Raw genomic sequence first — 24208 nt, forward strand, 5'->3', positions numbered from 1 at the left:
GGTGCAAATAAAATACACCGGATGATCATATCAATACTAAATAATTAAACTTTACTTACTTTATCTCATTTTTCTGTATCACTGCTGGCAACCAACAACTTATTCATTGCCTCGACCAAATCCATTCTATTTTTATTATCCTCCATCATGCTTATATGGTTACCGGAGACAGCTATTAGCCGAAGCGACATTTCGGGGATCACATCTGCCCAACCTAATGACGGTTCTATACTCTCAGATTCGGATTTTTCTCCCGCCTCTAAGTCAATAACCGGCACCGGTTCTACCGCATAAAACTGGTACAGAATTATCGGTAATGCCGACGGCTTATAATCCATAACCATTTGTGCATAACGCTCAATTTGCTCCCAACGTTTTGCAACCACGTCAGCACGCAGATTTGCCGGATATAACGCCAACTCTTGTGCTGCTTCAATAAATTGCACCATGCTTAATTCATCAATTCGTTGGTGCAATATTGCAAGTGCCTTTGCATTTTCTTTTCCGGCCTGCCAAGCAAGACCATAAAAGAAGTGATATTTGACTGACTTATGTGTTTTCTTCACAAGCGAAGGGGAATTTGTGTCAATCAGCCCGAGAAAATCAACCGCTTCTCCCGCATTCAACAACTTCTGCGCAATCACATACGCCAGTATTCCACCAGAGGAATAGCCACTAATCCGGTATGGGCCTGCCGGCAAAACATCTTTCATCATAATGATCATTCTATCGGCCAGTTTTTCTATCGTTGACATAGGCTCTTCGTTGATGGAAGGCCAGGGCAGCGCATAAATGGGATAACCAGCCTGAAGATAGCGCGCCATCAAGAAAACATAAGAATGGTCGCCCATACCTGTGGGAACAAAAAACAGCGGCAAACCGACTCCCTCTGTTCGTATTGGTACAGCGCAACTTTGTGGCTCGGACAGTGAGTCAGAGGTGATTTTCATCGCCAATTCAGCCAATACCGGAAACTGAAACAACGCATTCAACGTGAGGATAATGCCCTGATTGGCAGCCAAATTGATCATTTGCGAGGCAAGCAACGAATGTCCGCCCAAATCAAAGAAGTTGTCATGGCGGCTGATTTGTTCAATGGACAATAATTCAGACCAAATTGCTGCCAACATTATTTCAACCTTTCCTCGGGGGGCCACATAAGCCTGACGTGCAAATGCTTCACCGTCTGGCATCGGCAATGCCCTACGATCTAATTTGCCGTTAGAGGTCAATGGAAAAGCCTTCAAATGCACGAAAGCCGCCGGCACCATATAGTCTGGCAAAAGCGCACTAAGATGGGTACGCAAGCGATTTGCCAAGTCCATACTGTCTTCTGCGACGACATAAGCCACCAGCCTTTTGTTTCCTCCTTCTTCTTGTACCAACACCACGGCATCACTGACAGCCGGATATTCTCTCAATCGAGCCTCGATTTCCCCCAATTCAATGCGAAAACCTCGGATTTTCACCTGATGGTCATTGCGCCCCATAAACTCCAGATTGCCATCGGGCAGATAACGGGCCAAATCCCCGGTGCGATACATCCGTGCATCCGGCTTATTGCTGAATGGATCGATAAGAAAACGTTCCGCCGTCAATTCGGGGCGATTCAGATAGCCACGCGCGACGCCAACGCCACCAATATACAGTTCGCCCACTGCTCCCAACGGAACCGGCTGCCCTTCCGTATCCAACAGATAAATCCGAACATTGTCGATGGGTCGCCCGATAGGCAGTTTGTCGATTGCTGCATAATCTGCCGGGCAGTGCCAAACCGTGGCACAGATTGTTGCTTCGGTCGGGCCATAAACATTGGACAATGAGAACCGGTCACTTAGGGACTGAAAGAGTGCCGGATCGGGGGTTTCTCCCCCCAATATCAAGGTCAGTTTGAGTGTGGAGGCGGATAATTCATCAGAAATGCCCCGCAATAAGGACGGCGTCAGGGAAGCATGCGTCACGGCATTCGTTTCCAGATATTGCCAAAGGCCACGCGGATCCTGGCGTACCGTCTCGTTTGGAATAACCAGACAGGCACCACAACCCAATGCCATCATGATTTCCCAGGCACTGACATCAAATCCCAATGAAGCAAACTGCAATACCCTGCTGGTACTGCCAAGATTAAACCGCTTGATGAGGAAAAGTGTCAGATTGACCCAGCCTTGATGTTCAACCATTACCCCTTTCGGTATTCCGGTTGAACCGGAAGTATAAATGACGTAGGCCAAATGCCGTGATGTCAAGCCGATTATCCGTGGGTTGTTGTCCGGCTGCGCAGGCACAATATTCGGATCAAGTACCGTCCGCCCTGCCAGAGCTGTTTTTCCCAGTGCGCTAAGCCCAACATTATCGGCCAACACCAGCACCGGATCGGCATCCGCCAAATTTTGTGCCAGACGCTCACCTGAGTAAGCCGGATCCAGCGGGACATAAGCTCCACCGGCTTTTAATACTGCCAACAATCCCACGACCATCGCCGGTGACTTTGACACACAAATCACCACCCGCTGCTCCGGCCCGACACCCAATGCAATCAATTGATGAGCCAGCCGATTGGCACGGGCATTCAATTCTGCATAACTGAGATGCTGCTCCTCATAAACTAAGGCAATGGCTTCCGGTTTATTCTCTGCTTGCTGCTCAACTAACTGATGAATACATAATGATTCAGGATAGGGAACTGCCGTCGCGTTCCAGTTTTCCAGCAATAACCGGCGCTCTGATGGAGGCAGGATATCGATATCCCTGAGTCGCTGCTGGGGCATTGCTGCCATCATCTGCAACACGTTATGCAAATAACCGATATGTCTTTCTATTGTTTGTTGATCGAACAAAGCGCTGGCATAACGCAATTCGCCGACTATCTTGTCTTCCCTTTCATACAAATTGAGTTCGAGATCAAATTTAACAACCTTTAAGTCTCTCTCAATCGGTGACACCGTCACTCCCGGCAGTTCCCAATCCATACTTTCATTATTCTGCCAGGCAAATATCACCTGAAATAACGGCGTATGCGCCAATTGACGGGGTGGCTGCACAATGTCTACCACCTGTTCAAACGGCAAATCCTGATGTGTCTGTGCTGCCAAGGTGGTTTTCCGAACCTGCACCAGCAATTCTGCGACGGTCAGTTCACTTGAGATATCCAGACGCAAGGCCAGTGTATTCACAAAAAACCCAATTAACGATTCTACTTCCTGACGACTACGGCCAGCGCTGGGAGTCCCGATGACAATATCTGTCTGGCCGGACAGGCGGGATAACACTACCGCCCAAGCGGACAACAGCGTCATAAATATTGTCGTGCCGTGCTGACGACTCAGGCGTTTCAATGCTGTGGTTAAATCCTTATCCAGATTGATCGGTAAACTCCGCCCGATAAATGATTGTTCCACCGGGCGGGGGCGATCGGTCGGCAAATCCAACAACACCGGCACGCCAGCCAACACCGTACGCCAATAATCAGACTGTGCCTTAATACGCTCAGAGGAAAACCATTGGCGCTGCCAAACGGCATAATCCGGATACTGAATAGCCAACGGAGGTAAGGGATTGTGCAGCCCAGCGAGATAAGCAGCATAGAGTATGTTTAATTCCCGTATCAATATAGGGAATGACCATCCGTCAGAGACAATATGGTGTTGTGTCAGTAAAAACTGATAGTCGTCATCCGCAAGCCGAATCAGCATTGCCCGAATCAGCGGGCCACGGTTGAGTTCAAAAGGCGCAGAACTGGCTTCAAAATACAATTGTTCCAGTGTAGCTCCCGCATTCGCCTGTTTACGCAAGTCATGCAAGGACAGTGGTATCCCAAAATCTGCCGCCAACAACCTTACCTGTGGCTGGCCGTCAACAGAAACAAAGACGGAACGCAAAGCTTCATGTCGGGAAAATAACGTGTTCAATGCCTGTTGCCACGCGGTTCGATCCAGAGTGCCGCGCAAACGCAGTGCAATTGAAATATGGTACGTTTCACTGACACCATCAAGTTGAGCCAAAAACCACAAGCGCTGTTGGGCAAATGACAATGGCAATATACCTTCACGGGAAACGGGTTGGATGGCAGGCAATAGACGATTGTTTTGTGTTTCACGCTGAATATCGATCGCCTTCGCTAATTCGGCCAATAGTGGGGTATTAAACAACACAGACAATGGCAATTCAGCGCCAAGTCCCATTATCCGGTTTATCAGCCGTACCGCCAGCAACGAATGTCCTCCCAGAGCGAAGAAATTATCGTGCCGGCTAATGTGTTCAACACCTAACACATCACGCCAAATAGCCGCCAACGCAGTTTCAGTTTCGCCCTGAGGTTCAGCATAAATCTGGCGGGCAAAGGCTTTATTGTCTGGCGCAGGCAGGGCGTTGCGGTCCAATTTTCCATTCGGGGTCAATGGGAAAGACGGCAGGCACACGAAAGCTGCCGGTATCATGTAATCTGGTAAAATCGCACTTAAATGTGCACGCAGACTATTCGCCAATGCCTCTTCCAGCTCTGCTACACCTTCCGGTTCTACCACAATATACGCGACCAGTTGTTTTTCTATCCCCTCTCCCAGCACCAGCACCACAGACTCACGCACTGACGGGAATTCGCTCAGACGAGCCTCGATTTCCCCCGGCTCTATCCTGAATCCACGAATTTTCACCTGTTGATCATTGCGGCCCAGAAACACCAGATTGCCGTCAGGCAAATAACGCGCCATATCTCCGGTACGATACATGCAGGCATCCGGCTTGTTATTGAACGGATCGATAAAGAAACGTTCAGCGGTTAATTCCGGGCGGTTCAAATATCCCCGGGCAACCCCGTCTCCGCCTATATAGATCTCCCCTACCATGCCCAATGGCACAGGTTGAGCATTATCATCCAGCAAATAAATCCGTGTATTTGCCGTCGGGCGCCCAATAGAGACCACTTTCCCCTGATAGTCTGGCGGACAACGCCAACTTGTTGCACACACCGTCGCTTCGGTTGGGCCATAATCATTGAACAGTGTAACTCGTCCGCATAGTTCCTTCAGTAACGCCGCGCTGGGGGCTTCACCTGCCAGTATCAAGGTCGGTTTTGCTGTCAGTGGAGGGAAATCGGAAATGCCCTGTAGCAGGGATGGTGTCAAGAAAGCATGAGTGACTGATTTTTCTTCCAGATACTGCCAAAGACAACGCGGATCCTGACGAACCGCATCGTCGGGGATAATCAAACACGCACCACCACTTAACGCTGTCATGATTTCCGATACACTGGCATCAAACCCTAATGATGCAAACTGCAATACCCTGCTGGTTTCATCAACATTAAACCGATTGATTTGGGCGAAAGCCAAATTCACGACGCTTTGATGTGCCACCATCACTCCTTTAGGAACGCCGGTTGAACCCGAGGTATAAATGACATACGCCAGATGTTTCGCTGTTAATCCCGTTATTTCTGGGTTACTGTCCGGCTGTGTCGGCAAACAATTTGGGTCAAATACCGTTCTTCCTGCCAGTGCCTGTTCACCCAACGCCATGCGGCCAACATTATCTGCCAGCACAAAAACCGGATCGGCATCCATCATACTCAGCCCCAAGCGCTCGCCAGAATAAATCGGGTCCAACGGCACATACACCCCACCAGTTTTCAAAACCGCCAGCAAACCCACTATCATGGCGGGTGATCGTGATACACAAAGCACAACCCGCTGCTCTGGAACAATCCCTGACACAATAAGCTGATGTGCCAACCGGTTCGCGTGGGCATTCAATTGCGCATAACTGAAATGTTGATTCTCATACACCAAGGCCACGGCTTCTGGCGTTTTCGTCACCTGCTGTTCGAATAACTGATGGATGCACATCTCTGTCGGATAAACGGCGTCAGTTTCGTTCCACGTTGTCAGCAACAGCCTGCGCTCTGTTTCCGGCAGGATATTCAGTTCCTTGACGGGCATATCTGGTGCACGCTCTAACGCTTCAACCAGACTTTCCAATGCCTGTCGCATATAACCCCAGATCCGTTCCGGAGCAAACGGCTGGACTATCTGAGCCGTCAGTCCCAAGGCGTCGCCAAAATCCTCGACGGATAACGCCAACGGATAATTCGTCCGTTCCTGTGCTCCCAGAAATTCAATTCCTTTTATCAATTCATTCGATGTGATCGGCAAAGCATTATGCCGATAATTCAACAAGGCACTAAAGAGTGGAATGTTGTTGTCAATGCCACTGCACTTTTGGGCCAACGCCAGCGAAGCATGTTCATGCACCAATAATTCCGCCAATCGAGTATGGGCAGTCTGCGCGCTGTTCCGTACTGACGTATCATTCATATCCAACCGCAACGGCAACGTATTGATAAACAGACCCATGCCATTATCGGCACCTTCTCCTGCTGCCATGCGCCCGAACAGCACAGTGCCGAATACCACTTTCTCCTGTCCGCTGATACGCGACAACACTTGTGCCCAGGCCAGATGGCACAACGCAGCCAGACTGACGCCCAGGCTTTTGGCCTGATTGCGCAGACGCGCATTCAGCGCAGTCGGCAGCATCCGGTGAAAATCAGCAACCTGTGAACCATCACGATATACCTCCGCCAAACCGAACGGCAAAGTAGGCTCTTCCACATCTGCCAGCATGTTGGAAAAGAAACGGATATGCTCTGCTTCACTGATACCCAAACGTGCTTGCGCCACCGAATTACGAAATGGCGTTGGCGCTGGCAAGCTGGCTTCCTGTCCATTCAGACAGGCCAGAACTTCACGGTGCATGATCTCCATCGTTGTGTGATCACCAATCAGATGATGCAACAATTGCAGGACAATCCAGCGACCATCCGCTTCTTGTGCCACAACAAAACGCAATAACGGGGCTTGATTGAGATCGAGACGGTAATGGCGGGGATTAAAACGCCGGGATAATTGCTCATGGACAGACCCGTCAGCCGGATTTAGCTTCAACTCCAGCACCGATAAGGCAGCCTGCCGCCAAACAACCTGCACCGGCGCAGAGAGCGCCTGCCAGAGAAAGGCAGTACGCAAAATATCGTGCCGGTTGATCACTTGCTGCACAGCCACTAAATAACGATCTAATAACGCCCGCTCGGCAAACGCCATTTGTGCCACCAACAGATACGGGTCGCCTTCATGCGCCAATAAATGGTGAAACAAAATCCCGTCCTGCAACGGGGACAGCGGGTAAATATCCTGAATATTCGCCATACCATCCGGCATTTGCCCGACAATGTGGTCAATTTCCGCCTGAGTCAAATCAACCAGCGGAAGCATCGCGGGCGTCAATGCCGTTAGCTCAGGGGTAATGACATTTGTCGGTATCGCTACCGTTTGATACTGACTCAATGTTTTCGCCAGATTTGACAGCACCGGCGACTGAAACAGATCACGCACTGCCAGTGTCAATCCCCGTTGGCGCAAGCGTTCAATCATCCGCACCGCCAGCAGGGAATGGCCGCCCAAGACAAAGAAATTATCGTATCGGCTGATCTGTGCCATGCCCAGCAATTCCCCCCAAATCGCCGCCAATACCGTTTCGGTTTCGCCTTGAGGTGCCGCATAAATCTGACGGGCAAAAGCCTCACAATCTGGCATCGGCAGTGCATGGCGATCCAATTTTCCATTCGGAGTCAATGGGAAACGCTCCAGACGCACAAAGGCTGCCGGTATCATGTAATCCGGCAAAGTCGTACTTAAATGTGTACGCAGGGTATTTACCAGTTCTTCATAAGTTGTCTCGATGACATTGGTTTCTGCGACAATACGCGTTTCTGTTACAATACTGGCTTCCGCGATGATATAAGCCACCAGCCGTTTTTCCTGTCCATCCCCCAACACCCGCACGGTGGCTTCACGCACCGCAGGATGTTCTGCCAATCGAACCTCAATTTCCCCCAGCTCAATGCGAAAGCCGCGGATTTTCACTTGCTGGTCATTACGGCCCAAAAATTCCAGATTACCGTCAGGTAAATAACGGGCTAAATCGCCACTGCGATACATCCTTGCATCCGGTTTATCACTGAAAGGATCGATCAGGAAGCGTTCAGCCGTTAATTCAGGGCGATTGAAATAGCCACACGCAACCCCGTCTCCCCCAATATACAATTCCCCGACTGCCCCCAACGGCACGGGTTGCCGCTCGGCATTCAGCAAATAAACCCGTGTGTTGGCAATGGGACGTCCAATCGGAACGTTCGTCACTTCCTGTCCGAGGCTCTGAATTGCATACGTAGTGGTAAAAGTCGTCCCTTCTGTGGGGCCATAACCATTCAAGAGCTGTTGGGGAGGACTCGCCTTTAATACGTCACGGATAACATGGGGATCAAGGGCATCGCCACCCACAATCAGGCATTTGATCTGCGGTAGCACCGGAGACAGTGCCATAGCTAACTGGTTGAACAAGCCAACAGTCAGCCACATTACCGTGATACCGTAGGTTTCTAACGCATGGACTAATTCGGCCGGAGTCAACAATGTATGATGATCGATGACGACCATTGTTCCCCCGTTGAGCAACGGGGACCAAATTTCAAACGTACTGGCATCAAACGCCGGGTTTGCCATAAAGGCAACCCGATCATCCTGCCCAATGTCTGCATAGCCATTATTGATAACCAACCGAACCACGGCACGATGTGGAACCAGAACACCTTTCGGGGTTCCGGTTGAGCCTGAGGTATACATGATATAAGCACAATCGGCACTGGAGCGCGGCACATCAGGATTAATGCAACTGTGCCCGCTGTCCATCTGTTGCTCATTTGTAAGGCAAAGCAACGCTACAGGTGCATCCGTCGGGATATCCGTAATCAACAAGCAGGCGGCTGAATCCCTGATTAATTCCTGTTTCCGCTCATCCGGCAAATCGGGATCAATCGGGACATAAACGGCACCGGCTTTCAGCACAGCCAATTGCGCCACGACCAGCGCTACAGAACGTTCAAATTGCAGTGCAACATGCTGACCCGCACAGATCCCCTGCTTGATAAGCTGATGAGCCAGCCGATTGGCACGGGTATTCAATTCGGTATAACTGAGAATACCCTCTTGATGCACCAATGCTGCTGCATGAGGGGTTTTCTCTGCCTGCCGCTCAAATAGCTGATGAATGCACATTTCCGCCGGATAGACAGCGTCTGTCTCGTTCCACGTTGCCAACAGCAGCCTGCGCTCTGTTTCCGGCAAAATGTCCAGTTCCCTAACCGGGACGCCCGGCGCATTCTCCAACGCTGCCACCAAACTCTCCAAAGCCTGTTGCATATAGCCACAGATCCGTTCCGGTTCAAACGGCCGGACTATCTGAGCAGTCAGCCCCAAAGATTCACCGAAATCCTCTATCGACAGCACCAACGGATAGTTCGTCCGTTCTTGCGCCCCCAAAAACTCAATTCCCTCCATCAACGTTTTCGACGTGGTTGATACGCTATTATGCCGATAATTCAACAGGGCACTAAACAGTGGAATATTATTGTCAATGCCGCTGCACTTCTGGGCCAACGCCAGCGACGCATGTTCATGCACCAATAATTCAGCCAGCTTGGTATGGGCAATCTGCACACTGTTCCGTACTGAGACATCATTCATATCCAGCCGCAGCGGCAACGTATTGATAAACAGCCCCATGCCATTATCGACACTTTTTCCTGCTGCCATGCGCCCGAACAGCACAGTGCCGAATATCACTTTTTCCTGTCCACTAATGCACGACAGTACTTGCGCCCAAGCCAGATGACACAATGCAGCCAGACTGACGCCCAGATTTTTGGCCTGATTGCGCAGACGCACATTCAGCGCAGGCGGCAGCATTCGGTGAAACTCAGTGACTTGTGAACCATCGCGATACACTTCCGTCAAACCGAACGGCAAAGTGGGTTCTTCCACGTCTGCCAGCATTTCGGTAAAAAATCGCGTGTGCTCTGCTTCACTGACACCCAAACGTGCTTGCGCCACCGAATTGCGGAATGGCTCCGGTGTCGGCAGGCTAGTTTCCTGTCCATCCAGACAGGCCAGAACTTCACGGTGCATGATCTCCATCGTTGTGTGATCACCAACCAGATGATGCAACAATTGCAGGACAATCCAGCGACCATCCGCTTCTTGTGCCACGACAAAACGCAATAACGGGGCTTGATTGAGATCGAGGCGGTAATGGCGGGGATTAAAGCGTCGGGCCAATTGCTGCTCGACCGGCCCGTCAGCCGGGTTTAGGTTCAACTCCAGCACCGATAAGGCAGCCTGACGCCAAACCACCTGCACCGGTACAGAAAGTTCCTGCCAGAGAAAGGCGGTACGCAAAATATCGTGCCGGTTAACCACTTGCTGCACAGCCGCTAAATAACGATCTAATAACGCCCGCTCGGCAAACGCCATTTGTGTCACCAACAGATAAGGATCGCCTTCATGGGCCAATAAATGGTGAAACAAAATCCCGTCCTGCAACGGGGACAGCGGGTAAATATCCTGAATATTCGCCACACCACCCGGCACTTGCCCGACAATGTGGTCAATCTCCGCCTGAGTCAAATCAACCAACGGCAGCATCGCAGGCGTAATCATTGTGGTATCCGGGGTAATGATATTGGCGGGTATCAAGACCGACTGGTGCTGTCCCAGTGTTTGGGCCAAAGCTGACAGCACCGGCGACTGAAATAAATCACGGATCCCCAGTGTCATTCCCCGTTGATGCAAGCGTTCAATCATCCGCACCGCCAGCAGGGAATGGCCGCCCAAGGCAAAGAAGTTATCGTACCGGCTGATATGTTCAATACCCAATACTTCACGCCAAACGGCAGCCAACATGATTTCGGTTTCCCCTTGTGGCAACTCATAATTCTGACGGGCAAACGCTTCAATGTCTGGCTCAGGCAATGAGCGGTGATCGAGTTTGCCATTTGGCGTGAGTGGGAAAGCCTCTATACACACAAAAGCTGACGGGATCATATAATCCGGCAAAATAGCGCTTAAATGGGCACGCAGATTATTCGCCAATTCCTTATCCGCATCTGTGACAACATAAGCCACCAGCCGTTTATCCGATTCTTCCTCCTGAACCAACACCATAGCCTCACGCACGGCCGGATATTCTCTCAATCGAGCCTCAATCTCCCCCAATTCAATGCGAAAACCTCGGATTTTCACCTGATGGTCATTACGCCCCATAAACTCCAGATTGCCGTCAGGTAAATAACGGGCTAAATCCCCGGTGCGGTACATCCGTGCATCCGGCTCATTGCTGAATGGGTCGATAAGAAAACGTTCCGCCGTCAATTCGGGGCGATTCAGATAGCCACGCGCGACACCAACGCCACCAATATACAGTTCGCCCACCGCTCCCAACGGTATCGGCTGCCCTTCCGTATCCAACAGATAAATCCGGGTATTGTCGATAGGTCGCCCAATAGGCAGTTTGTCGGTTGCTGAATAATCTGCCGGGCAGTGCCAAACCGTAGCACAGATTGTTGCTTCGGTCGGGCCATAAGCATTGGACAGTGAGAGCCGGTCACTTAGGGCCTGAAAGAGTGCCGGATCGGGGGTTTCTCCCCCCAATATCAAAGTCAGTTTGAGCGTGGGCGCGGACAATTCAGTAACACCCCGTAATAAGGACGGCGTCAGACAAGCATGCGTCACGGCATTCGTTTCCAGATATTGCCAAAGACCACGCGGGTCCTGACGTACCGTCTCATTTGGAATAACCAGACAAGCACCACAACCCAATGCCATCATGATTTCCCAAGCACTGGCATCAAACCCCAATGAAGCAAACTGCAATACCCTGCTGGTACTGTCAAGATTAAACCGGTTTATTTGGAATAGCGTCAGATTAACCCAGCCTTGATGTTCAACCATCACTCCTTTCGGTGTTCCGGTTGAACCCGAGGTATAAATGACGTAAGCCAAATGCCGTGATGTCAAACCGGTTATCCGTGGGCTGTTGTCCGGCTGCGCAGGCACAATATTCGGGTCAAGTACCGTCCGCCCTGCCAGAGCTGTTTTTCCCAGTACGCTAAGCCCAACATTATCGGCCAACACCAGTACCGGATCGGCATCTGCCAAATTTTGTGCCAGACGCTCACCTGAATAGGCCGGATCCAGCGGGACATAAGCTCCACCGGCTTTTAATACTGCCAACAATCCCACGACCATCGCCGGTGACCTTGACACACAAATCACCACCCGCTGCTCTGGCCCGACGCCCAATGCAATCAACTGATGGGCCAGCCGATTGGCACAGGCATTCAATTCTGCATAACTGAGGTGCTGCTCCTCATAGACCAAGGCAATGGCTTCCGGTTTATTCTCTGCTTGCTGCTCAACTAATTGATGAATACACAATGATTCAGGATAGGGAACTGCCGTCGCGTTCCAGTTTTCCAACAATAATTGGCGCTCTGAAGGAGGCAGGATATCAATGTTTCTCAGCAGTTGCCGGGGAGCCGCTGCCATTTTCTGCAATGCCTGAGACAAGTAACTGAGATGGCGTTCAATTGTCCCGCGATCAAACAAGGCCGAGGCATAATTCAACATGCCGACAATCCGGTCACCTTCCTCAGACAGCGTCAGTTCAAGATCAAACTTGGCAACATCTGGTGTTTGCTCAATCGGTGATACGTCGAGTCCCGGCAATTTCCACTCCGAACGCTCATTGTTTTGCCAGGCAAACATCACTTGAAACAGCGGGGAGTGCGTCAACTGACGAGGCAGCTGCACAATTTCCACTACCTGCTCAAAGGGCAAATCTTGATGCGCCTGTGCCGCCAACGCGGTTTTGCGAACTTGTGCCAACAATTCTGCAACGGTCAATTCACTTGAGATATCCAGACGCAATGCCAGCGTATTCACAAAGAAGCCGATTAAGGGTTCAATTTCCTGACGGTTACGGCCTGCACTTGGGGTGCCGATGACAATATCTGTCTGACCGGAAAGACGGGATAATACCAGTGACCATGCAGAGAGCACGGTCATAAATAATGTGACCCCGTTTTGTGCGCTCAGCTGTTTCAGGGCTGCGGTGAGTTCCGCATCCAGCGTAAGCGGTATGGTTTGTCCGCTAAAGGATTGTTCCACCGGACGGGGGCGATCGGTCGGCAAATCCAGTAAAACAGGTGCGTCCGCCATCACCGCACGCCAATAATCCGATTGCATCCGGATGTGTTCAGAGGAAAGCCATTGATGTTGCCAGACGGCATAATCCGGATATTGAAGCGCCAGTGGAGGTAAAGGATCGGGATCTCCGGACCGATACGCCGTATAGAGGGCACTCAATTCCCGCGCAAGTACATTTAACGACCAGCCATCAGCAACAATATGGTGCTGAGTCAGCAAAAAATGATAGTCATCATCCGACAACCGGATAAGCATTGCCCGAATCAACGGGCCACGGCTGAGTTCAAAGGGTTCAGATGCCGCCTTTGTGCATAACTGATCAAATACCATTTTGACATCCGGCTCCCCGCGCAAATCATGCTGGGCCAATGGCAATGTTGCATCAGTTGGCAGCAGTTGGATTTGCGGCTGGCCGTCAACAGAAATAAATACGGAACGCAAGGCTTCATGGCGGGCAAACAAGGTATTCAACGCTTGCTGAAAGGCCGTAATATCAAGCTGACCACGCAAGCGTAAGGCAATGGGGATATGGTAAGTTTCGCTCATCCCCTCAAACTGAGTCAGCAGCCACAGGCGTTGTTGGGCAAATGACAATGGCAATAGCCCTTCACGGGAAACTGCGGTTATCACCGGTAATACGTTGTTTTGTGCATCAAGCCCATTTTGAATTTCTTCTGCCAGAGCAGCCAAAGACGGTGTATTAAACAGTGCCGACAATGGCAATTCCGCTCCCAAGCCTGTTATCTGGCTTGCTATCCGGTTCATTAGCCTTACCGCCAGCAGGGAATGGCCCCCCAAGGCAAAGAAATTATCGTGTCGGCTGATTTGCCCAATGCCCAGTAATTCACACCAAATTGCCGCCAATGCAGTTTCCGTTTCTCCTTGTGGAGGTTCGTAACGCTGGCGGACGAACGCTTTACTATCCGGCTCAGGCAATGAACGATGATCCAGCTTGCCGTTCGGCGTTAGCGGGAATGATGCCAGACGTACAAACGCTGCCGGGATCATATAATCCGGCAGGACACGGCTCAAATGTGCATGCAAACTCTTCGTCAATTCTGCGTCCATTGCTTCTTCTGCTACAACATACGCTACCAGCCTTTTGTCCTGCCCTTCTCCTTGTGCCAGCACCACGGCGTCACGCACCAACGCATGTTCCCTCAAGCGGGCTTCAATCTCTCCCGGCTCAATGCGGAAACCACGAATTTTCACCTGCTGATCGTTACGCCCCAGAAACTCCAGACTGCCGTCCGGCCGGTAACGGCCTAAATCCCCGGTGCGGTACATCCTCGCCGCAGGCTTATCACTAAACGGATCAACAAGGAAGCGTTCCGCCGTCAGTTCAGGGCGATTCAAATACCCTCGTGCCACACCTGCCCCGCCCACATACAATTCACCAACCGCCCCCAACGGCACGGGCCGGGCATCATCATCCAGTAAATACAACGTTAAATCCGCAATACGCTGCCCGATAGGGCTGGTTGCCTGCTCCACATCTTGTTGGTTCATTACCCGATAAGTCACATGTACTGTCGTCTCGGTGATGCCATACATGTTTACCAATTGGGGAGATATTTCACCGCGCAAGCGATACCACGGCAGCAATATACCGGGATCAAGAGTTTCACCGCCAAAAATGACGTAACGCAGCTGATCCGGCAATGGATTGCTGGCATAACTGGCAATAAAGGCTTTAAACGCACTCGGTGTCTGATTCAACACGGTGATCCCATGCCGGCATACCCATTGATGGAACGCCTGTGGTGAACGGGCTGTTTCGTGTGGAACCAACACCAGTTTGGCACCGTAGCGTAACGCGCCCCATAATTCCCATACCGAGAAATCAAAAGAGAGGGAATGAAACAAACACCAGACATCTTGCCGGGTAAAGTGATACCAAGCTTGTGTCGCATCGAATAACCGTAGGATGTTGCGATGCTCAACCATAACGCCCTTCGGAGTACCGGTTGAACCCGAGGTATAAATAACGTAAGCCAAATGCCCTGCTGTTAATCCGGCCACTTGCGGGTTACTGCCCGGCTGATCAGGCGAAATATTCGGGTCAAGTACTGTCCGCCCTGCCAGTGCGTGTTCACCCAATGCTTTCTGCCCAATGGGATCAGCCAGTACAATAGTGGGGTCAGCATCTGCCAGAATATGGGCCAGCCGGTCACTGCTATAAACGGGGTCCAGAGGCACGTAGGCACCGCCTGATTTCAATATTGCCAATACCCCCACCACCATAGCGGATGATCGGGAGACACAAAGCGCTACCCGTTGCTCCGGTTCAATGCCCAGCGTAATCAACTGATGCGCCAGTCTGTTGGCACGGATATTTAATTCTGCATAACTGAGGCTCTGTTCATGGCATACCAACGCTATCGCATCAGGGGTTTCTTTCGCGTGCTGTTCAAACAATTGGTGGATACATTCTGCCTCAGAATGCAACGTTTCTGTCGTGTTCCAAGTGGTCAACAACAAACTGCGCTCGCGCTCCGGCAGAATATCTAATTCCCGAACTGGCCTATTTGGTGTGAATTCCAGTGCGGCTGCCAAACTTTCCAGTGCCTGCTGCATGTAGCCGCATATTTGCTCCGGATCAAACGGATGGACGACCTGAGCCGTCAATCCCAATGCATCACCAAAATCCTCCACGGACAAAACAAAGGGATAGTTGGTTCGCTCCTTCAATTCCAGTAATTCAACGCCGTTTATCAACGCATTCAGCGCTGCTGACGCATCATTATGCCGATAATTCAACAAGGCACTGAAAAGAGGAAGCGTGCTGTCAACCCCGCTGCATCGCTGGGCCAAAACCAATGATGCATGTTCATGGGTTAAAAGTTCAGCCAACTGAGTATGGGCTGACTTCACGCTGTCCTGCACCGACGAACCATCCATATCCAATTGTAAAGGCAAGGTATTGATAAACATGCCCATGCCATTGCCGGTTCCTTCTCCTGCAACCATGCGACCGAGCAGTACCGTACCGAATACGACTTTTTTCTGCCCACTGGTACGCGCCAGAACCTGTGCCCATGCCAAATGACACAATGCCGCCAGACTAACGCCCAGATACTGGGCCTGAGCGCGCAGGCGGGCATTCAATGCCGGTGCCAGCATTCGGTGGGATTCGGTGACCTGTGAACCATCACGATGTACCTCCGCCAAACCGAACGGCAATGTAGGTTCTTCCACATCTGCCAGCATATCGGTAAAAAATCGCGAGTGCTCTGCTTCACTACCCCCCAAACGTGCTTGCGCTACCAAATTGCGAAACGGCATCGGTGCCGGCAGGCTGGCTTCCTGTCCATCCAGATAGGACTTAACGTCACGGTGCATCATCTCCAACGTTGTATGGTCGCCAATCAAATGGTGCAGCAATGCCAAGACAATCCAACGGCCATCTGCTTCCTGTGCCATGACAATACGCAATAACGGCGCCTGATTGAGAACAAGGCGATAATGACGGGAATCGAAACGTTGCACTAACTGCTCACTGACAGATCCATCTGCCGGAGCCAAATTCAATTCCAGTACGGATAAGGGAGCATGACGACAGACAACCTGCACCGGTACAGAAAGCCCCTGCCAGAAAAAAGCGGTGCGTAAAATGTCATGCCGGTTAATCACCTGTTGCAGGGCCGCTAAATAACGATCCAGCAAAGCCCGATTCTCAAAGGCCATTTGGAGGGTCAATAAATACGGATCACCTTCGTTTGCCAGTAAATGATGGAACAAAATACCGTCCTGCAACGGGGATAAAGCGTAGATATCCTGAATATTCGCCAACCCTCCCGGCACCTGTGCCACAAGACAATCAATGTCAGTCTGGGTCAGATCAATCAGCGGCAACATTGCCGGAGTCAGCGTTGTCGCATCAGGTGTTATCACATTAGCCGGTATGACTTCCCTCTCTTGCTGTTCCAGTGTTTGTGCCAGTTCTGACAACACCGGTAACAAAAACAGATTGCGTATTGCCAGTGTTATCCCTCTTTGATACAAGCACTCGATGACCTTCACCGCCAATAAAGAATGCCCGCCCAAGGCAAAAAAATTGTCATGCCGGCTGATTTGTTCTATGCCCAGCAATTCACTCCAAATTGCCGCCAATACCGTTTCTTTTTCACCTTGTGGAGCCTCATAGAGCTGGCGGGCAAACGCTTCACTATCCGGTGCTGGCAACGCACCGCGATCCAATTTACCGTTAGGGGTTAAAGGGAAAGCATCCAAACGCACAAAGGCCGTCGGCATCATGTAATGCGGTAAAATGGCACTCAAATAGGTGCGTAAGTTATTCGCTAGATTTTTATCAGCATCTGCCACCACATAAGCCACCAGCCGTTTATCCGACTCTTCCCCCAGAGCCAACACTGCCGCCTCACGCACGGCCGGATATTCCCTCAGCCGGGCTTCAGTTTCCCCCAGCTCAATGCGAAAACCTCGAATTTTCACCTGATGGTCATTACGCCCCATAAACTCCAGATTGCCGTCAGGTAAATAACGGGCCAAATCCCCGGTGCGGTACATCCGTGCACCCGGCTTATTGCTGAATGGATCGATAAGAAAACGTTCCGCCGTCAATTCGGGGCGATTCAGATAGCCACGCGCGACGCCAACGCCGCCAATATACAAATCACCCACCGCTCCCAACGGAACCGGTTGCCCTTCTGTATCCAACAAATAAACCCGTGCATTGTCGATGGGACGCCCGATAGGCAGTTTGTCGGCTGCTGAATAATCTGCCGGACAGTGCCAAACTGTGGCGCAGACCGTGCCTTCGGTTGGGCCATAAGCATTGAACAGTAAGACCTGGCCACTTAAGGCCTGAAATAGTGCCGGGCTGGGCGTTTCACCGGCCAGTATCAAAGTCAGTTTTATCGTGAGGGCGGGGAGATCTAAAATACCCCGTAATAGGGAGGGTGTCAGGCAAGCATGGGTTACCGCTTTCGTTTCCAAATATTGCCAAAGGCAACGCGGATCTTGGCGCACCCTATCGTTTGGAATAACCAAGCAGGCACCACTGCCCAATGCCATCATAATTTCCCAGACGCTGGCATCAAACCCCAATGACGCGAACTGCAAGACCCTACTGGCGTTATCAAGATTAAACCGGTTGATTTGGAATAGCGCCAGATTCACCCAACTTTGATGTTCAACCATCACTCCTTTCGGTGTTCCTGTTGAACCGGAAGTGTAAATCACGTAGGCCAGATGGCGGGAGGTCAAATCAGTGACTTGCGGGTTGCTGTCCGGCTGATCAGGCAAGACAGTGGGATCCAGTATCGTCAACCCTGTCAGCGCCTGTTCACCCAATGCAGCCCGACCGACACTATCCGCCAGCAACATTTCTGGGGCAACGTCGGTCAGGATATGTGACAGCCGTTCACCGGAATAGGCCGGATCTAAGGGTACATAGGCCCCACCTGCTTTCAGCACCGCCAACACCGCCATCACCCGCAAGGGCGAGTTTGCCATGCAGATTGCCACCCGCTGGTCTGGTTCGATCCCCGAAGCAATCAGTTGATGTGCCAGCCGGTTGGCACAAGTATTCAATTCGGCATAACTGAGGATATGTTCTTCGTGCACCAAAGCAATGGCATCAGGATTTTTTTCGACTTGCAATTCAAATAACTGATGAATGCACAATTGGTCTGGATACGCTCTTTCCGTGGCATTCCAGGTTTCCAGCAGCAATGTGCGTTCAACCGCAGGCAACAAATTCAGTTTTCCAACGGGGATCTCATCCCCTTTTCTTTTTGATGACAGCAATTCTTGTAACTGTTCACTCATCCGCAAGATGACATCTGCATTCAGGCGGTTTTCGTCATAGATCCAACGGAATTCGCCCTGTGCATTAATCTGGAACGTCAACAATTCACCAATGGCATTTTCAATGTCATCTTGTGTTATCGAGACTGCGATTGGCCACGGACAGCAGGTTTGCAACGCAGGAATAGCCCGAAGTGAAGGCGACCGGGAGCAAAGATCACGACTGAACGTACGATGTTGTGCCAATCGGGTAAGTTCGTCATTAACCAGATTAGCAACTGCATGCCACGGTTTATCAGGCGCGACTTCAATCTCCATCGGCACTACGGGTGACAACGCTGACAAATCATCGTTGACTTCCGTACACCAACCGATTTGAAATACAGATTGTTGTGTCAGACGGGCAAGATAGATAACAAATGCCTGTAGCAACGTTTGCGATGATGTATCAGTCTCATTTTGGATAACAGAAGTTTGCCAAAGGCTGGTCATCCAACAAGGGGTTGACGATCTTTCGGACGATGCAAACGGCAATCGGACAGGCTGAAAAGCGGCAAGACGCCGCTGCCAAAATGATTCACTGGGGGCGAGTGCCTGAAGAGTATTTTTGACCTGCTGTCTCTGTTGTGAAGAAAGCACAGGCAACGTTTTACCTGATTTAAGTTCCGCTATGTCAGCTAACTCTCTGGCTGACAATCGCTGCCCTTCAAGGGTAGCAAACCCACCGATACAGACATCCTCACTACCGGTTGTTACCCGCCAGATATCGTCTTCTACGCGTATCAGTGTCCCGGGGTTGCCTTCTGATCGTTGTGTTAGCGGTTGAAGCCAAGAAATTGTTACTGCCCTGTGCTCCAGTAATAATTTCGGACGCCCCAAAGGGTTATCATAATTTTCACCAAAGTCTAATGCCCGCACCAACGCTGACAACATCTCCGCAGATTGTTCCCAACATAAATACCCACCAGCATCAGGGCGATGCGATGAGGCATAAAAACGCCGTTGCGACAGATCTTGCGGGCGCGTCACTAATGTGTCTTGGCTCAGTTTATTTAACAGTTCAGCAAACCCTTTCTGGGCTGTTTGATAACATTTCAGATTCAACGAGAAAGCACTGTCATTGTCTTCAATCGATACAGGTAATTGCACCGCAATATCGCCGGTATCCACACTACTTTCTATGCGATGCCAAGAAATGGCGTAATGTTTCGCCTGATCCAACAATGCCCAAGATGTGGCATGATGACCCGCATAACGCGGCAAAGGGCTGTCATGATAATTAAACGCCCCATTGCGGATCAGTGTAATCAACGAAACAGGCAGAATAAGAGGATTGACGATTGAAAAAAGCCAATCAACAGGATGTAATATGATGTGTTTTTGCAATGCTTCAACAGAATCCACACAAACTATCCCTTGCTGGCTAGCCCATGTTTGCATGACAGTATCAGTGGCTAATACCGCCTGTATACTATGTCCGGATGCCTGAATTAATTCAGCGCAATAGACAGCAAGTCTTGTTCCTCCCACCACAACACAGGTTCGTAATATAATGGTAGTGTCATTTTTATTATTCATTATCTCTTCAGATGAGATTTGAGCAGACACTTCCTCGTTAAGAATATTTCCCTTTTTAGCAATACCACCTTTCATCAATAACCTCTAGAATCTATTAGTTGTTTGAAAAATTTAACTTCAGCCTTGAGAGTTTTCACAAATAACTTTTAACTGACACAATAGTCATGTAATTAATAGATCTGATGTTGATTTAAAAATATCTAAGCAATACTTTTTAATAAAATCTGCATTTATAAATAAATAAAAATTAAAAATAAATTAATGCCTCACCAATAACATTTGCGATAATTGAACTGATTAATCATCTACTTTGTCATTAAGCAGTTACTTCTCTTTAGGTTGTTAACCTTACTCTTTTTAACCTAAAAATAACTAATAAAAGCATATGGTTGGATAAATCCTCATTATATTGTTATTTTTTATCACTAAATTTTTATAACAGTAAGGATTTAAACATATGTCGTTTCTTTTTCCCATTTGATACGCAGGGTAAATGATATTTACATCATTATGAAAAGACATTTAATTATCTTCATCAATATAAATAAAATTACATACGAATTGTATAACGCATGATGGATAAAAATTAATCCGAATATAATAAAAAACATATCTGAAATAATATTTGACACAATAAAATACATTCTTATTGATTCATTATTTTTAGGCAATAGATATCTATTGGGTTGTAAACCCCAATCAGAACAGTGCTATATTGATAAATAGCCAATCTTTTATTGGTATGTATTTTTCAGAATATTAGAGAAGATCTTCATCACTTTAGAATAATATAAAGGATATATGGCTGTTGTATTTAGAAAATATGACTTAATGTTTTCATACTCAAGAAAACAGCACATTTTATTTGAGAGATGGTATCGCCATTAAATATGCAACTCGATCATCGTCCCAAACATAGAGGTAGTTATACGATTGGAACGACTGGCTCATTGAACGATGCCAACAACATTACAACTTTAAAGATAGCGGGTATCAATAATGAAATGGCTGTGAAAATTAACTCAATTCGTTCAATTCACTTCTCACGATCTCTTTAAGAGAAAATGGATGATATTTGACCGTGATTTCACCGTTTGTCACTGCCAATGTTGGATTTGGCAGTCTCTCCTTTTCCCCTCCGGGGCAACTTTCTTTTATGCGAAAACCTTCCGGTAACGGATGAGGCAATAATTTGCGGGCTTCACACATGATATGTTCTGGCGGAACAGGCAAAATGAGTTCCACATGTTCCCAACCCTGACGAAGATAATGTTTATCCGTTGGATAAGGCAGTTCCACACAGTCAATTTGCCATCCCAGCAAAGCGATCGGCTGTTCCAGTTCAAACAGGCAGATTGGCCGCCCATTAATCATACTTTCAGACATCAGTTGACCACACTGTAGAAACCCCCGATGCCAGCGTTCTGCTACTGAGATTTCATTACAGCGCAGGGAGATATGATCCGCTGTGTATGGCGCAAAATCCAAGCCAAGTTCTTCACCAAATTGTTTTAATTTTTGCTCAAATACAGCTAAATCAGCTGATAACCCCTGTAATTCAGGAATTGTTGAAAAATGAATCATTTTATCCTCATTAAAAATTGTTTTCTCCCTCCCATATAACGCCACTGAAATAACGCCGAATGATGAAGGATTGTCTGAAAGACAATCTGAAAACAAAAAGTCATCCTGCAAGCAGCGGTAGATGGTAGCATGCAGGATGCTGAATATGATATAAAACCCGTTATTTTCTAATAATCCACACGCTTGGAAGCATTTGCATCATTCAAATGCAGACACTTTTGTGCGTAACTTAAGGTAACACGGTGAATATTCAGGCCATTCTTTCAGAAAAAATCAGCCATGCGCTGATTGCAGCTGGCGCTCCAGCCGACAGCGAAGCTCACGTCCGTCAATCTGCAAAAGCTCAGTTTGGTGACTACCAAGCGAATGGTGTCATGGCGGCAGCGAAAAAAGTGGGCATGCCTCCCCGACAATTGGCAGAAAAAGTCGTCAGTTTGTTAGATCTGCAAGGAATAGCCAGCAAAATCGAAATCGCTGGGCCAGGGTTTATCAATATTTTCCTGGATAAAGACTGGGTTGCCACCAATATCGAAACTGCACTGAAAGCTGAAAGACTGGGTGTTGCTCCGGTAGAGCCTCAAACCATCGTCATTGACTACTCTGCCCCCAATGTTGCGAAGCAGATGCACATTGGCCATATCCGCTCCACCATCATTGGCGATGCCGCAGTACGTACGCTGGAATTTTTGGGACATAACGTTATCCGTGCCAACCATCTTGGTGACTGGGGAACCCAATTCGGCATGCTGATCGCCTATCTGGAAAAAGTCCAGAATGAAAATGCCAGCGATATGGCGCTCGCCGATTTGGAAGAATTCTATCGTGAAGCGAAAAAAACTTACGATGAAGATGAAGAGTTTGCTGTCCGTGCCCGTAATTACGTCGTCAGGCTGCAAGGCGGAGATGAGTACTGCCGTGCGATGTGGCGCAAGCTGGTTGACATTACTATGTCACAAAATCAGGAAACCTATCATCGGTTGAATGTCACCCTGACAGAAAAAGATGTAATGGGTGAAAGTCTGTATAACGACATGCTGCCCGGTGTTGTTGCAGATCTGAAACAGAAAGGCCTTGCTGTTGAGAGCGATGGCGCGACTGTGGTTTACCTTGATGAATACAAAAATAAAGAAGGTGAGCCAATGGGTGTTATCATCCAGAAAAAGGATGGTGGCTACCTTTATACAACAACAGATATTGCCTGTGCCAAATACCGCCATGAAGTTCTGCATGCCGATCGCGTTCTTTATTATATTGACTCACGTCAGCATCAACATTTAATGCAGGCTTGGACGATTGTCCGCAAAGCTGGTTACATTCCTGAAGAAATGTCTCTCGAACACCATATGTTCGGCATGATGCTGGGCAAAGATGGTAAGCCATTCAAAACCCGTGCTGGCGGAACGGTAAGATTGTCTGATTTGCTGGATGAAGCGATTGAACGTGCGGATGCCCTGATCCGTGAAAAAAATCCAGATATGCCGGAAGACGAACTGAAAAAAGTGGTTGAAGCTGTAGGTATCGGTGCAGTGAAATATGCCGACCTTTCCAAAAGCCGTACTACCGACTACGTTTTTGACTGGGATAATATGCTCGCGTTTGAAGGCAATACCGCGCCTTATATGCAGTATGCCTATACCCGCGTAAACTCGATTTTCAAACGTGCAGGCATTGATGAAAGCAATCTGACACAGCCTGTCATGCTTAATGAAGAACGTGAACAAGCTCTGGCAACTCGTTTGCTGCAATTTGAAGAAACCATCACAACTGTTGCCCGTGAAGGTACACCTCATGTCATGTGTGCTTATCTGTATGATTTGGCAGGTTTGTTCTCCGGTTTCTACGAACATTGCCCGATACTCAGCGCTGACAGTGAAGAACTGCGTCAGAGCCGCCTGAAATTGGCATTGTTGACTGCAAAAACGCTGAAACAAGGTCTTGATACTTTAGGTATTCAAACTGTAGAACGGATGTAATTATCTTGTTCCAGAAACTGGTATGAAATATTTTTCATACCAGTTTTTAATTATTCGCAAATTCACCCTAACTCATCTGCTCACTATTTTAGTGTTTTCCTATTTCACTTATTTTGAAATGTTATTTTGAAAATTAAGCCCTACTTTCACTGACAACACATTTCCTGATTTTTAACACAACAAATCTATACGCTTCGTCTTTCA

General features: G+C 49.0%; 3 protein-coding genes. 1 reads left to right on the top strand and 2 read right to left on the bottom strand.

What is annotated here, in order from left to right:
* Positions 1-65 precede the first annotated feature (65 nt).
* Positions 66-20447 (bottom strand): non-ribosomal peptide synthase/polyketide synthase, encoded by a 20382-nt coding sequence (locus FE392_RS12170; protein WP_319930494.1) that lies wholly within the window; start codon positions 20445-20447, stop codon positions 66-68.
* A gap of 1017 nt (positions 20448-21464) precedes the next feature.
* The gene (locus FE392_RS12175) at positions 21465-22031 is read right to left on the bottom strand and encodes a VOC family protein (protein WP_319930495.1); all 567 of its coding nucleotides are present in this window, start codon (positions 22029-22031) and stop codon (positions 21465-21467) included.
* 242 nt (positions 22032-22273) lie between these two features.
* On the opposite strand from FE392_RS12175, the gene argS reads away from it, so the two are divergent.
* Complete coding sequence (gene argS, locus FE392_RS12180) at positions 22274-24004, top strand: arginine--tRNA ligase (RefSeq protein WP_319930496.1); 1731 nt, start codon at positions 22274-22276, stop codon at positions 24002-24004.
* The last annotated feature ends 204 nt before the right edge of the window (positions 24005-24208 follow it).

Source organism: Xenorhabdus santafensis (assembly GCF_033949405.1).
Taxonomy (GTDB): domain Bacteria; phylum Pseudomonadota; class Gammaproteobacteria; order Enterobacterales; family Enterobacteriaceae; genus Xenorhabdus; species Xenorhabdus santafensis.